The following is a 14,723-nucleotide window of genomic DNA, read 5'->3' on the forward strand; positions in this document are numbered from 1 at the left end:
TTTAGTATAATAATATACTATAGGTATTATTACTTTCTTTATATATAATGTGGTTAGGTTTTGAGGGGAGCTTATGAAAATTAGAAAATTGCTTTTTTGTATCTTTTTTACGAATATTTCTTTTGTTTTGTTTGCGGGGGGAGATTATAAGGGGCTTGATTTTAAAATTAAGTTTTTTAATCAATCTATTTATCGTGTCAATAGCAATATTTTTATTGAAGTTTCTCTTAGCAATGCGTCTGATAGTGTTTTAACTTTAGAAATAGGCGATATTAATTTTTTTGGCTTTGATTTTGATGTTACTGATACTACTAATATTAAAGTTAAAAGACCCATTGAATATGTTAAAAAAAGATCTAAAAATGTTGCTATTCCTGTTAGGAATATGAGCTTGAGACCTAATGAAAAGTTTTCTGTGGTTATTAACTTAAATCAATTTGTTAAGTTTAGTAAAGATGGAGTTTATTTTGTTAAGGGTATTTTTTTCCCAGATGTTTCAAATCCATCTAAGAAAAAAGAATCCAATATTATTACACTTTTTTTAAATGATAGTTTTGATGAAAATCCAGGCAGTATAGATCTTGTTAATTTGTCTGAAAATAAGGACATTCAAGATCTATTGAAAAAGAAAAAATTGTCTCCCGATGAGATTGTTAAATATTTATTAAAGGCATTGCAGTTTGGGGAAAAAGAGAAATTCTTTTTATATCTTGACATTGAAGGCTTGTTATTGAATGATAAAGGCAAAGCATACCTTTATAAACAGAAGTTATCATCTGTTCCTAATAAAAATGTAGTTAAAGAGTATAAGGAATATTTATGGAATTCTAATAATTCAGATATTTCAAAAGCACCAAATGAATTTTCTATTATTGAGACAACTTATTCTGATACTGCTGGTAAGGTAATTGCTGATTTATATTTTGACGATGGGCATTTTTATATTTCCAAAAGGTATACTTTTTTCTTCAAAAAATATGATTATTATTGGATAATTTATGACTACATTGTTCAAAATATTGGCATTAAGGAAAAGTAAAACTTTTTGTGTTTTGCAAATTATAGAACTTATTATATTATTTTATTTTCTAATAATAAGTCCTGCTAATCTTAACGCTGATTTTGAGTATAAGGTTGTCAAAGGAGATACTCTTTTTTCAATTGCAATTAAGTACAAAGCTAAAGTAAACGATCTTAAAAGGATTAATAAACTTAATGTTGATAATATTAGGGTAGGTCAAATATTAATTATTCCAAGTAATTCTAATTTAGATCAAAATATTACTCATAAAGATAATAATTCTCTTGGGGTGCTAAAATCTGTTAATAAAGGGATAATTTTTTACACTGTAAAAGAAGGTGATACTATTGAGAGTGTTTCAAAGCTTGTTGGACTAAGTCAAGAAGAGATAATAGCTTGGAATGATTTGAGCTCTAAGGATCTTAAAGTTGGAATGAAACTTGTATTAACTGAACCTGATTTTTTAAAACCCTATGTAGTTAAGAAGGGAGATTCGCTTTCAAAACTTTCTCAGGATTTTGATATTAGTTCTAAGGATATTTTGAAATTTAATTTTCTTAATGACGATAAATTAAAGATTGGCCAACAGCTTTTTTTAAAGAAATCTACTAAAAATGTTAATTTTCATTATGTTAAAAAGGGAGAAACTCTTGGTAGAATAGCTTATATTTACGGTGTTACTGCTAAGGATCTTGTAGCTCTTAATGGCAATCGGGCTGTTAATCTTAAAGCAGGTTCTTTGCTAAATGTTTTAAAGATTTTAAATAGTGATTTAGAAAAACCTGTTGAGGAAGATTTAAAAATTGATAAAAAAACAAATAATCAATTTATTTATCATTCAGTTGCTGTAGGAGAGACTTTGTATAGCATTGCCAGACATTACGGGGTTTTAATCGAAGATCTTAAGAATTGGAATAATTTAAGCAGTAACAATATTATGCACGATCAAAAATTGAAAATTTTTGATAAAAAACTTTTATTTGATTCTTCTACAATTAAATCTAAAAACGATTTATATATTAAAAATAAGGTTGATTCTAACTCTAATTCTTCTGACAAAGTTCAAACAATAGTTAATCTTCCCTCAAGTAAAAACAAAAAGCTAAATTTAAATACTTTTGGAATTTCTGCAAATCAAGATCTTTTTGATATTAGCTCTTTGGTTATTTTAGATTCCAAAATACCAATATTTGAGGTTGTTGGTGATTTTTATTATTGGTATAAACCCAAAAAAATAAGTCAGCCAAGTGAATTTTATTCAGAGGATTGGTATTCTCCTTTAAATTCTTATAAAAAGGCGACGCAACTTTTCAAAAGTTTTGAAAAATTGGTAAATTCTAGGTTTAATAAAGGATCAAGGCTTAAAGATAAGTTAATAATTCTTGATCCTGGTCATGGTGGCCTTGATCCTGGAGCTATTGTCAAGTCTAGAGACGGTCTTGGAAATGAAGTTTTTGTTGTTGAAGATGAGTATGTGTATGACATTGCTTTAAGGCTTTATGTATATCTTAAAGAAGAGGGGGCAAATGTTGAGCTTACCATTTTAGCCCCCGATCATTTAATTAGGAATAGTGTTTTTGCTAACAATACTTTTGTTAATGTTAAAAATGAAGTTTACAATGATTATGACCTGAATAAAAATGATACTGTTGAGTCCTGGATAAATGGCACTCCAGCAGGTCTTAAAAAAAGATTGATTGTTGTTAAAAACATTGTTAATAAATATAAAAATATTAAAGATAAGGATATAGCCTTTTTTAGTTTGCATGCGGATAATAGTGTTGGAGCACCTAAGAGTATGGGGTTTTATTATCAAAAGGATGATGAAAGAAACTATGATATTCATTCAAAATCTGTAGCAGAAAAAATTACAGAAGGAATGAAAAGAAGTTCTTATATTAAGGGTCAAAATCTACATGTTTTAAGAAACAATATAGTAATGACCAAGCTTTTAATAGAAGTTAGAAATTTAGCATTTCCAGAAGAAGCTTGGTCTATTAGATCTTCTAAGCTTAGAGATCAAGATTCTAAAATTCTTGCCAATGGGATTTTAAAAATATTGGAAAATAATTGACAAAAATTTTTAAATTTAGGATAATATTCACAGTGTTCAATTTCCCCTATAGCTCAGTGGTAGAGCGGGTGGCTGTTAACCACTAGGTCGGAGGTTCAAGTCCTTCTGGGGGAGTTAATTAAGGCTAATTGTTTTTTTAATTCTATTTTTGTTATTTTAAAGTAATTAAGTCTTTCTAAGAGTTTTTTATTGTTTCCGTGTCCTAAGCAAAGGTGTTTTTGTATTTTTTGTTTATTTTCTTTTGAGTTTTCTCCTGCTAAATCAAGCTCTAACAAATCGCTTAATGTTAATAAATCTTTTTGATTATCTTTATACAGAGTTCCAACTTCTTTAATTATTTTTATTATTTCTGTTTTATTTACCGATTCAACCTCGGTATCTTTAGTATTAAGATATGCATGTTTGATTTTATTATTTTTTCCCAGATGTTTTACTATTTTTTGCCTAATAATATTACCAGATTTATCACTGTCTGTTAAAATTATTATTCCTTTGTATTTTAAAGCTTTTTTTAGCAATTTAATAGTTTCTATTTTTAAAGCAAATCCTTTTGTTTCTATTACTGTGCAGTCAAAAGATTCTTTTATTCTTTTAAGATCGTCTTTTCCTTCAACTATAATTATTTCTTTAATTTTTTCCAATTTTAAATTCCTTGTTCAAAGAAAGCTCTTAGCAATTTAATTGCTTCTATGTGGTCAACTATTGATACTGTTTCGCGTAGGGAATGCATTGCCCACATTGGTGTTCCAATGTCAATAGTTTCTATTCCCGTTCTAGCATTTGATATTGGACCAATTGTTGTGCCTGAAGGAACATTTGCTTTCATTATTATTTCTTGAATCTTAATATTATTTTTAATAGCCAAATTTTTTAATTTTGCAAATCCTGTTGAAGTTGTTGCATATCTGAAATTGGCGCTGTTTTTTACAACTATACCTTTACTTAGAGTTGCTTGATAGTTTGGATCATGTTTACACGCATATCCTGGATGAATTCCGTGAACACTGTCAAACGATATATTAAATGATTTGTTTGTTTTTATTAAATGTTCTTCTCTGTTTAAGTTAAGAGCAAGATCAATTCTTTCTAAAACTTCTGATAAAAAATTGGAATCAGCGCCTCTTGAGGTTAGAGATCCTACTTCTTCGTTATCAAAAAATACAGCCATTTTATTTTTATTGTTGCTTGTATGAATATAAGAGTTCATTATTGCGTGACATCCTGATTTATTGTCAAGATTTTTAGAAGTCAAAAATTCTTTTTCAGTTCCTATTATTTTGGAAGGTTGTGATTCTGTAAATATTAGATCACAAGATAAAAAATTTTCATATTTTATTCCAAGTTGTTCTAGTATGCTATCTTTTATTGATTTTTTAGTGCTGCTTATTACTGTTAAATTGTCATGAGTATTATATCCAAATCCTTCGTTAATTTGTCGGTTTAAATGGATTGCAAGGTTTGGAATAATTCCTATGTTTTCAATATTGATTAATTTTGAATTAATATTCTCATTTTTTTTGAAATATATAATTCCTGCTAAGCTTAAGTCTCTGTCAATCCAAGTAGAAATTATTGGGCTACCATAAACTTCAATATGATTGTAGAATACACCACTTGTGTTTTTTGTTGCATCTATTTTTAATTTTAGTCCCGGGCTATCTGTATGAGCCGTTGCTATTAGAAACGGCTCATATTTTTTTTCTACATCAATATTAAAGGCAATAAGGCTAGTTCCTTCTTTTTTTATGTAATACGATCCTGTTTCAATTTCCCATTTTTTATCAAGTTTTAATTCTTGTGCATTAAAATAATTTATTAATTTCTCTTCAATATAATTTACTAAATGGTAAGGTGTGGGGCTATTGTCTAGCAGACTTTGAAAAAATTTTGGTTCTAGTGTTTTATCGCTCACTATAGGTGTTCTCCTTTAATTTTATTGCTTTATAACTATATATTTTATTATAATAATTTTTAACTGTATATTAGTTAGGAGTTTGTTATGAGAAAGTGTTTTGCCAGCTGGGGTTTATTGCTGATTTTTTTTGCTTGTAGTTCTAATGTTGAAATTGAGTTAAAAGATGATATTAGTGGTATTGTTTCAATATTTGTCAATGTTAATAGAGAATTTGAAAAAATTAGAAAAGAACTCTTAACAACTTTAGTTGGAGAAGAAGTTGCAAGCATGCCCCTTTTTCCTGTAGATGAAATAAAAAAATATTTTAAAAATGGAGAGGAAAAGCTTGGACTTAAGCTTTTGAGTATTAAAACTCAGGGGGACTCTATTAATTTAGTTGTTAAGTTTGATAATTTAATTAAAGTTTTAGGCGATTATATGAAAAAATCTGATATTTCTGTGTTTAAGATAGAAAAGAAAGATGGTAAAAATATTATTGAACTTGATATTAATTTGGAAAACGCTACTAAGAATATTAATGAAAATAAAGAATATATTAGTGATGCACTTGCTGCTCTTTTGCCATCGGATGAGATTCCAATGTCTGCTGAAGAATATAAAGATGTTTTGGTTTATTTTTTATCGGGGTTTACTCCCAAAGCAAGCGAACTTATTGACAATTCAAAATTTAATTTTATAGTTAAGACTTCTAGAAATGTTCAAGAACAATTTGGATTCAAACAGATTAACTCAAATACACTAAAGTTTGAGATGAATATGGTTAAAGGATTGAGTCTTGAAACGCCAATAAAACTTAGAGTAGTTTATTGACAAAAGTGTAAGAATATAGCCGCGATTAAGTTTATATTCTTACATTGTATTCTTTTTTTAAAACTCCTATTAAAATAGCTGTTAAAATTGATCCTGCCAAGATAGATATTATCCACATTAATGGATTTACTACTATTGGTAAAATAAATATACCACCATGTGGTGCTATAACTTCTACCTTAAAAAGTGCAGAAATAAATCCTCCTACAGATGAGCCTAGTACGCATGCAGGTATTACTCTTAAAGGATCTGATGCTGCGAATGGAATTACTCCTTCTGTAATAAAGCACGATCCTAGGAAATAACAAACTTTTCCAGATTCCCTTTCTTCTTTTGAGAATCTGTTTTTAAATAAACTTGTAGCAAGGGCAATTCCTATAGGTGGTACCATTCCTCCTGTCATTATGCTTGCATGAGGAATATAATTTTTTGCAGTTATCATTGCAATTCCAAATGCGTATGCAGCTTTATTTACAGGTCCTCCCATATCTATTGCCATCATACCTCCAAGCAAAGCCCCAAGTATTGCCATATTAGTTCCGCTGAGTTGATTTAGCATATCTGTTATTGATTTATTAATAAATGATATTGGACTAAGCATTACATATATTAAAATTCCTGAAATTATAACTGATAGAAAAGGGTAAGTTAATACTGGATTTATTCCTCTTAAATTGCTAGGAATGATTTTGTCAGATATTCTTTTTACAATCAATGTAACGTATCCTGAAATAAATCCTGCTAAGATGCCCCCCAAAAATCCCGCATTTCCATTGCTCATCATTAACCCTGTAATCATTCCAGGTGCAAGTCCTGGTCTTTCTGCTATGCTAAATGAAATATAGCCAGCAAGTATTGGAATCATTAAAGCAAATGCGCTTCCTCCTCCGATTTGCATCAAAATATCTGCTATTTTATTGTAGCTTGGGTCATTTATATCAAATGCTTTTATTCCAAACATAAATGATATTGCTATTATTATTCCTCCTGAGACTACAAATGGAAGCATAAATGAGACCCCATTCATTAAGTGTTTATAAATTCCAATTCTTTGGGTTTGTTTAGGTTTTTCTACGGTTGTATTTGTGTCGCGTTTGTTGTAAATTTGCGCTTTGTTTTTAAGAATTGTTTGAATAAGCTCTTTTGCTTTGTGTATGCCGTCTTTTACGCCTACTTCAATTAAAGGTTTCCCGCTGAATCTTTCTTTGTTTATAGTCTTTCCAGATGCAATAATGATTCCTTTTGCGTTTTTTATTTCTTCTTCTGTTAATGGGTTTTCGGTTCCACTAGATCCATTTGTTTCTACTTTTATGTTTATGTTTAATTCTAAAGCCGCTTTTTTAAGGCTTTCTGCTGCCATATAAGTGTGAGCTATTCCCACAGGACATGCTGTTACAGCAATAATGAAATCTTTTTTTGTATTTGAATTATTAGATTCATTTGTATTGCTACTACTCATAATTATTTCTAAAAATCTATCTTCATTATTTGTGCTCATAAGTTCATGTCTTAATAAGTTGTCGCTAAAAGTATTGCTTAGATATGATATAGCTTTTATATGTACATTGCTAGGAGCCTCTTTGGGGATAGCCATCATAAAAAACAGTTTTGAAAGTTTTTGATCGGAAGAGTTGAAATCAAATCCATCGCCATCAACTCTTAAAATGGCAATTCCGTGTTTTTTAATAAAATCACCTTTTGCATGGGGCATGGCTATATGCTCTTCAATGCCTGTCCCGTTAATTTCTTCTCTTTTTTTAATTTCTTTTATGAATGTTTCCATGTCATTTAAGTATCCATTTTCATTGAGCATGCTAGCCATTTTTCTAATTACATCTTCTTTGCTAGTTGCATTGTAATTTAAAATAATTAAATTTTTTGAAAATAAATTTTGCATAATAATCACCTTTATATATTATATAGTGTATATGTAATATATAAATTTTACATTTATTTAATTAATTTTATCAATTAAAGGAGATTATCTTGATATATACTCTAACACTTAACCCTTCTGTAGATTATAAGATAGTTTTAAAAGAATTTCAGGAAGAAAGTCTTAATTATGCTTTAAATAACAATTTCTTTGCTGGTGGTAAGGGAATAAATGTAAGTACTGTTCTTAAAAATTTGGGAAAGTCTAGTATAGCTTTTGGCTTTTTAGGAGGTTTTACGGGTGATTATATAAGATTTTCTCTTGATTCTAAGGGTATAAAAAACGATTTTATTAAAATAAAATATAATACAAGATTAAATATTAAAATGATAACAAGTGGCAGAGAAACAGAAATTAATGCTAATTCTCCAGATATTTCTAAGGATGAATTTGAACTTTTGAAAAATAAGCTTAAAAGTTTAGCAAATAATAGTATATTGGTGATGTCAGGAAGCGTTCCTGCATCTCTTGGGGAGAATGCATACAACGAAATATCTAATATAATTTCTAGTGATGTTAAGCTTATCATTGATACTAGCGGCAAACCTTTGAAAAAAATTCTTAGATTAAATCCCTTTTTAATAAAGCCTAATATTTATGAACTTGAAGATCTTTTTAATGTTAAATTCAATTCTACAAAAGAATTGATTGAAATTGGGAAAAATCTTGTAGAAAAGGGGGTTCAAAATATTATAATTTCTATGGGAAGTGATGGAGCTATTTTTGTTGGCAAAAATATTGCTTTTAGAGCCTTTGTTCCAAAGATTAGCTCTGTTAGCACTATTGGGGCAGGAGATTCTGTGATTGCAGGATTTGTATATGCGTTTGATAATAAAAGTACTTTGGCAGATTCATTTAAATTTGGTGTTGCAGCCGGTACAGCTACGGCATTAAAAGGAAATCTTTGTGAATTTCAAGATGTTAAAAAGATGCTTTGTGAGATTAGGGTTGAAGACATTTGCATTTCTTAATTATCTTTTAAATAGAGTTAAGTATTTAATTTTTAAACTTTACTGTAGCTTTTAAAAAGCTACAGTATTTAGTTTGTTTAAATTTTTAATTTTGATTTATGCAATTTGTGTGTTGCTAGGGCTAATCCCATAACCGCCAACAATGCGGCTATAGCTATGCTTGCAAATAAGCCCGTTGTATTTGATTGAGTGATTTTTGCAGCGATTTCTGTGCTTTTTTCATCGCAAACACAGTTAACATATCCACATATTGGGCAGATCTCTTCTACTCCAAATTGGCTTAAGTTTTTATTTGAAATTATATTTTCTGTTGTTGTGTTGGCTTGTGCGAAAACATATGTTGAAATCAATAGTAAAGTAGTAAAAAATAAATATTTTCGTAGATTCATTTTATCTTCTCCTTTCCCCATAAGGTTTATTTTTTGAATTACTTAAATTATAGCTTTTAAATTAAACATCTGTAATTCTTTATCATTCAAAGCTTTCTAGAATAGATAAATTTTCTAAAAAGCTGCTGATATAATAAAGTGTAAAAGTTGCTATCGGGAGCGACGGGTCTCGAACCCGCGACCTCCTGCGTGACAGGCAGGCGTTCTAACCATCTGAACTACGCCCCCAAAGTCATTCTTTTTAAAAGATTATAGTTGTTTTTGATTTATTTGTCAATTTTTTTTAATGAGTTTAAATGTTCTAGTATTTTTGAGTCTCTTTCGCTAGATTTTTTGCTTAGTTTGAGAATGGTCTCTTTGTTGGAAATTATTTCTAAGCTATCTTTAGCTCTTGTTATTGCAGTGTACATAAGCTCTTTTGTCAAAAAAGGATTATTTTCCAATATTACTTTTATATGTTTATATTCAGATCCTTGGCTTTTGTGTATTGTTGTGGCAAAGCTGAATTCATAATTTGTTAGTAAATCTAAATTTATTTTTTTGTATTTTTCATCTTTTCTTTGGAATAAAGCATAAAATTTAAAATTTTCATTAAAAATGATGCCTCTTTCCCCATTAAATAATTTATTTTTATAGTCAGTTTTAGTTATCATTATTATTTGACCAGTAAAGTTTCCATAAGTCTTTTTTAGGTAAGTTTTTATTATTTCATTTAGTGTTTTAGTTCCAAATTTTCCAAAATTTTTTGAACTTAAAATGATATTTTCAAGTAAAGTTTCAAGTATTGCTTCAATTTTTGATTCTTTTAGTAATTTAAGATTAAAAGTGGGTATTTTTTTATATAAATTGTTTGTGTATTCTATTAGATCTTTTTTTAAGTTTATTTTTTCTATTTCTTTTAATTGAATATTTTTATTGTTATTAATATATTTGCAAATCAAACTGCTGTCTTCTTTGTATATGGCTTTTGAAAGCAAATTTATTTCTTTATTGCTTCTGAAATTTTCTTTAAGATCTTCTACATTATCGTTATTTAATTTTTTTATTCCTAAAAGGCTTGAATATACATTCCCTTCATTTACCGATGGGAGTTGATTTTTATCCCCTACCATTATTAATTTAGTAGTTATTGGTGTTGCTTTTAATAATTTTAAAAAAGTATATGCATCTACCATTGAAGCTTCGTCAATTATTATTATGTCAAAATTTAGTTGATTTTCTTCATCATATAGATTTTTTTTGTTTATAAATTTTATTCCTAATATTTTTTGAATTGTGTTGCATTCTATTTCTAAATTTTTGAATGAGTGGTCGATACTTGTTTGTAACCTTAAACTAGCTTTTCCTGTAGGCGCTGTAATTGCTACTAATTTTTTTTTATTGTTTAATGTTTTATTAATTGCCTTTAAGATATAGTTAATAGTTGTAGTTTTGCCTGTTCCCGGGCCTCCGCTTAATAGAAAGAAGTTGCTTTTTAGTGCCTTTCTGACTGATGTAATTTGCTCTTTATTTAAATTTTTAGTGTTCAGATTTGATATTATATTTTGTATTTTATTGTCATTTAATTCACTTGGATGGTTTTCCAATCTTTTTATAATTTGTTTTATTAATTCTTCTTCTTCTCTATAGTTTTTTTGAGTATAGATGTAGATATTGTTTTCTATGACTAAAGGAGTTGTAATTTTAAGCTTATTTAATTCCATTAGTATGTTGCTTTTCTTTAAAAGTGAAACTATATCTTGAATAGTTTCTAGGTTCCCAAATGTTTCTAACTCTTTTAACATTTTTATTAATTTATTGTAACTATGACTAGTTTTTTCTAGGTTGTCTTTTGTGAATGTTATTGTGTTTTGAATATCTTTTGCTAATAGATTTATATCAGCTCTTAAGTGGCCTTTATCAAAGTAGTTAAATAAGAATATTAAAAATATTACAATATTTTCATTTTTTATTGACTTTACAAGTGTTTGTGCTTTATAGCAATTTTTTTTATTGATATTTAAAAGTTCAATTATTTCATAAAGCCTAAGTTCGGGGGTTAAAAATTTTTTGTTTTTATTTTTTAAAAATTCTCTTAATACTAAAAAATCTCTCATAAGTACCTTTTAATACTTAATTCTGAGATGATTTGATCTAAATCCACATCATTAAATTTTGGAAGATCAAAATAAATGCCATTTTCAAATTTTGATTGCAAACATTCAAGATTATCTTTAAATGCTCTTGTGAAAAGGTATATTATTCCACCAAATTTTTGGTTATATTCTCTTTTGGTTTTAAATAATATTTTTTTTATTCCAAGTGCATATATTTTATATTGCAAATCATAATATTCTTTTTTTATTATATTTTTTAAATTTGTTATATTGTAATCATCTTTATCTTTTCCAAGATAGTTTGTTTTGTAATCTAGAATGTATATTTTATTATTAGCTTTAAATATGAGGTCTACTATTCCTTTTAAATATCCATCACTGAGTTTTATGTGGAGATCTTCGAAGTGGTTGTCAAAAAGATTTTTTTGTTTTTGAAATTTAGGATTTATTTTGATTAAAAATTCCATTTCTTTTTGCAATTCTTCAATATCACACAGACGAGTATTAATTGCTTTTATATTATAAGTTAGTATATTATAAATCATTTTAGATAATGAATTTTGTATTTCTATTGTATTGAGATTTGAGTTAATCTTTTGTATATGTTTTTTAATAATTTCAATATTATTTTTTTTAAAATTATCAAATGTATCTTTTGCTGTGCTAAAGATTATTTCCTCCATTGCAGCATGCAAAATGTTTCCACTATCTTTTCCTTTAGGTAGAACCTCTTCTAATGTTGAATCGAAATCAAGATCTGTTTCTTTTTCATAGTTAGTATTTTTAAAATCATAGTTTTCGTAAAATGTTTGATGATGAGCTTGCGCTGTTAGACTTGAAAAACTAGATGTATATTCTTTTTTAAACATGTTTTTAATTATTGGTTTTGGTGGTATTAATTTCGCATTTACATTTGTATTGTTCTTTTTTTTATTGAATCTCTTTTGGCTAATAAATTCATATATGTTAAAGTCATGTTTGATGCCATCGATAGTAAAAATTTTTGCTATTTCTAATAATTTGCTAGTTATGCTATTTGTTTTTGCAATAAAAAGAGCAAATTTAGCTCTTGTCGCTCCTACATAAAATATATTTTTTTCTTCACTTAGTATTTTTAGTCTAGCATATTTTTTGTTTTCTTCTAATTTGAAAAAATCATATTCAATTTTTCCGTCTTGATAAAATTTGTAAAAATGATTTTTCTTTGAAAAAATATTGCCATTTTCTATTGGAGATGTATTTATTAAAAATACGATATTCATGCTAAGTCCTTTTGATTTGTGTATTGTCATCAGCTCTATAGATTCATCGTCATTATTTATATTATTGATTCTTTCTTCTATTTCTTCAGGCTCTTCGTTTATTATTAGACTTTCTAAAGTAGAGATTAGAGATTGTATGTTTTGTTCTTTATGATATATTTTAGAGATAATCTCAAGTGTTGTTTCATAGATTTTTAAATTGTCAAGTCTCCCTTCTTTTATAAGAAGACCTTTGTAATGTATTTTATTTTTTGCCCATTCAATAATTTTTTGATCTTTGGTGCTATTTGCAATTTTGATCCACAAGGTTTTTTCGGATGCAATTTTGTTAATTGCATTTATTAATGTTATTTCATTTTTTTCAAGCAAAACTGTTATATTTTCAATAAATTCTTCTATGAGATGAATTTTGTCTTGTTTGATTAAAATTCTTTGTAGATTCCATGGTACATTTAATATTTTACTGTTTAGAATATAATTTAAGGTTTTAAAATTTTGTTTTCGGTCTAGGCATTTAAGAATATAAAAAATTTCGATAAATTCCTTGGTTTTTAAAAATTGTTCTTGGGTTTTATTTGTTTGAATTTGTTCTTTTTTTAATGCTTTATCTATTAAATTGATTTCGTTTTTCCCTCTACAAAGTACTTTAATGTCTTGCATTTTAATATTTCTAATTTCATTATTCTCGGCAATTTTTCCATATGTAAGTAGGTATTTGATTGTTAATGCTGTTTTTTGGTAAATGTCTTCTTCTTTTTCGGCATTTGTGGTTATTATGTTGATTCCTTCTATTTCTTGTCCGTTAATGAAAATGTTATTATTGTCATTTTTTTGATTTGGAAGTGAATTGGTAAATTCAATTTTTTCAATTTCATCGACTATTGCATTATTATATATATTATTAAAAATTTTATTTAAAGGTTCGATTATTTTTTTACTTGATCTGTGATTTGTTTTTAGTATAATCCTAGCATCTGTGTTAATTTTATTTTTTATTTCTTTGTTATAAAAAGAAATGTCTGCTTTTCTAAAAGAATATATTATCTGTTTGGGATCGGCTATAAATATCAATTTTATTCCTGCTGTTTTTAATATTTTAAATATCTCGATTTGTGATAAGCTTAAGTCTTGTGCTTCATCAATTAGAATGATTTTGTATCGATTTTTGATTGCATTTATAAGCTTTTTGTCTTCTGATTTTAAGTAATTTTTAAAATTTGAAATTATGTAATTTTGATCTATCGTATTTGTTGATTTAATAATTTTCTCTAGTTCTTTTTCAATATACTTTAGTATTTTGTATTCAACTTTTAAGATAACATACTGCTTTAAATTGTTTCTATTTTTATTTCTATTGTCTTCTGATTTATATTTTTCATGGTTAATATTAATTCCCAAATAGATTAAAGCATTTTTAATTTTAAGCTCTTTAGGCAATAATTTAGCATTTTTTTTAATTTCTTTTTCTATTAAAGTTGAAAAAAGTTTATTATTTAATAATGTTTCTGCTATTTTGAATATTTCGTTTTCTTTAGAGAATTTTATTTCAAGTTTGCCAGTTTGAATATGCTTATTATAAAAACTTAATATTTCATCTGTTGACATTTTGTTTAAATCTTCTATTATTTTGTTGTAATCTTTGATTAACTCTTCCTTTTTAAGAAGAACGTTTTCAAATGATGTTTGGGTTTTAAGCCAATCTCCAAGTTCTTTAGTTGTATCTCTTTCGTAAGCTTTTTTTATTTTTAAAACAATTTCTTCTGTTTTTTTAGCATCAGATTTAAATACTTTAAGTTCGTAGTCTTTAATGTCAATGGCTTGAATCAGGCTATCTGATTTTCTTAAAAAGTCATAAACTATTTCGTCTATTTCTTTTGAAAATTTTTCTTTGGGTTTATATTTAGAATAATTCTCTGTTTCAATTTGAAAATTATTTAAGGCATGTAATGCGAATTTATTGATTGTAGATATAAAGAGTTTTTTTGATTGTTCGTAGGCTTCTTTTAAAACCCCATTTGGTTTTGAGTTAAAATAAGTATTTTCTATTGCTTTTAGTATTCTTGTATGCATTTCTTCTGTAGCTTTTTTTGTAAAAGTTAATACCAAAATTTCATTTATGGAATATAGTTTGTTTTGTATTAAGTTTATAACCACATTTTCAAGTATGTAAGTTTTGCCAGTTCCTGCCGATGCTTCTATTAATATTGTTGTGTTATTTCGAATTTTTTCTAAGATTTTGTCCATGGAGT

10 protein-coding genes and 2 tRNA genes are annotated in these 14,723 nt (G+C 27.2%); 5 read left to right on the forward strand and 7 right to left on the reverse strand.

What is annotated here, in order from left to right; translation table 11 throughout:
* Positions 1 to 73 precede the first annotated feature (73 nt).
* From HNP68_RS01055 to HNP68_RS01065, 3 genes are all read left to right on the forward strand, one after another.
* Entirely contained in the window at positions 74 to 1,039 is a 966-nt protein-coding gene (locus HNP68_RS01055; protein ID WP_183219524.1) for a hypothetical protein, read from the forward strand.
* A complete protein-coding gene (locus tag HNP68_RS01060) occupies positions 999 to 3,095 on the forward strand; it encodes a LysM peptidoglycan-binding domain-containing protein (RefSeq protein ID WP_183219526.1) in 2,097 nt (698 codons plus the stop codon). Before HNP68_RS01055 ends, HNP68_RS01060 begins: the two co-directional genes overlap by 41 nt.
* Positions 3,096 to 3,137: 42 nt before the next feature.
* Positions 3,138 to 3,209 (forward strand) — tRNA-Asn (locus HNP68_RS01065).
* Here HNP68_RS01065 and rnmV read toward each other — a convergent pair.
* Positions 3,191 to 3,736 carry a ribonuclease M5 gene (gene rnmV / locus HNP68_RS01070; protein WP_183219528.1) on the reverse strand — a complete coding sequence of 182 codons (546 nt, stop codon included), beginning with the start codon at positions 3,734 to 3,736 and terminating at the stop codon, positions 3,191 to 3,193. The two genes, HNP68_RS01065 and rnmV, sit on opposite strands and share 19 nt — an antisense overlap.
* Positions 3,737 to 3,738: 2 nt before the next feature.
* Entirely contained in the window at positions 3,739 to 5,010 is a 1,272-nt protein-coding gene (locus HNP68_RS01075; RefSeq protein WP_183219988.1) for a M18 family aminopeptidase, read from the reverse strand.
* An 84-nt stretch (positions 5,011 to 5,094) separates the two neighbouring features.
* Here HNP68_RS01075 and HNP68_RS01080 point away from each other — a divergent pair, with 84 nt between their 5' ends.
* The gene (locus HNP68_RS01080; RefSeq protein WP_183219530.1) at positions 5,095 to 5,820 is read left to right on the forward strand and encodes a hypothetical protein; all 726 of its coding nucleotides are present in this window, start codon (positions 5,095 to 5,097) and stop codon (positions 5,818 to 5,820) included.
* A 31-nt stretch (positions 5,821 to 5,851) separates the two neighbouring features.
* On the opposite strand, the gene HNP68_RS01085 is transcribed toward HNP68_RS01080, so the two are convergent.
* Positions 5,852 to 7,717, reverse strand: coding sequence for a fructose-specific PTS transporter subunit EIIC (locus HNP68_RS01085; protein WP_183219531.1), 1,866 nt, complete (start codon positions 7,715 to 7,717; stop codon positions 5,852 to 5,854).
* Positions 7,718 to 7,806: 89 nt separating this feature from the next.
* Between HNP68_RS01085 and pfkB the strand changes: the two genes are divergently transcribed.
* A complete protein-coding gene (pfkB, locus tag HNP68_RS01090; RefSeq protein ID WP_183219533.1) occupies positions 7,807 to 8,727 on the forward strand; it encodes a 1-phosphofructokinase in 921 nt (306 codons plus the stop codon).
* 77 nt (positions 8,728 to 8,804) lie between these two features.
* On the opposite strand, the gene HNP68_RS01095 is transcribed toward pfkB, so the two are convergent.
* From HNP68_RS01095 to recB, 4 genes are all read right to left on the reverse strand, one after another.
* Entirely contained in the window at positions 8,805 to 9,116 is a 312-nt protein-coding gene (locus tag HNP68_RS01095; protein ID WP_183219535.1) for a hypothetical protein, read from the reverse strand.
* Between the two features lie 154 nt (positions 9,117 to 9,270).
* A tRNA-Asp gene (locus HNP68_RS01100) sits at positions 9,271 to 9,344 on the reverse strand.
* Between the two features lie 38 nt (positions 9,345 to 9,382).
* Positions 9,383 to 11,212, reverse strand: coding sequence for an exodeoxyribonuclease V subunit alpha (recD, locus tag HNP68_RS01105; protein WP_183219537.1), 1,830 nt, complete (start codon positions 11,210 to 11,212; stop codon positions 9,383 to 9,385).
* Positions 11,209 to 14,718, reverse strand: coding sequence for an exodeoxyribonuclease V subunit beta (gene recB / locus HNP68_RS01110; protein ID WP_183219539.1), 3,510 nt, complete (start codon positions 14,716 to 14,718; stop codon positions 11,209 to 11,211). The genes recD and recB overlap by 4 nt, the downstream gene beginning before the upstream one ends.
* Positions 14,719 to 14,723: the final 5 nt, after the last annotated feature.

The sequence above is a fragment of the Borreliella yangtzensis genome (genome assembly GCF_014201775.1).
Lineage (GTDB): Bacteria > Spirochaetota > Spirochaetia > Borreliales > Borreliaceae > Borreliella > Borreliella yangtzensis.

Coding starts and splice junctions, on each gene's coding strand:
- HNP68_RS01055 (WP_183219524.1), top strand. CDS start 74: ATGAAAATTAGAAAATTGCTTTTTTGTATCTTTTTTACGAATATTTCT.
- HNP68_RS01060 (WP_183219526.1), top strand. CDS start 999: ATGACTACATTGTTCAAAATATTGGCATTAAGGAAAAGTAAAACTTTT.
- HNP68_RS01080 (WP_183219530.1), top strand. CDS start 5,095: ATGAGAAAGTGTTTTGCCAGCTGGGGTTTATTGCTGATTTTTTTTGCT.
- HNP68_RS01085 (WP_183219531.1), bottom strand. CDS start 7,717: ATGCAAAATTTATTTTCAAAAAATTTAATTATTTTAAATTACAATGCA.
- HNP68_RS01095 (WP_183219535.1), bottom strand. CDS start 9,116: ATGAATCTACGAAAATATTTATTTTTTACTACTTTACTATTGATTTCA.
- recD (WP_183219537.1), bottom strand. CDS start 11,212: ATGAGAGATTTTTTAGTATTAAGAGAATTTTTAAAAAATAAAAACAAA.
- recB (WP_183219539.1), bottom strand. CDS start 14,718: ATGGACAAAATCTTAGAAAAAATTCGAAATAACACAACAATATTAATA.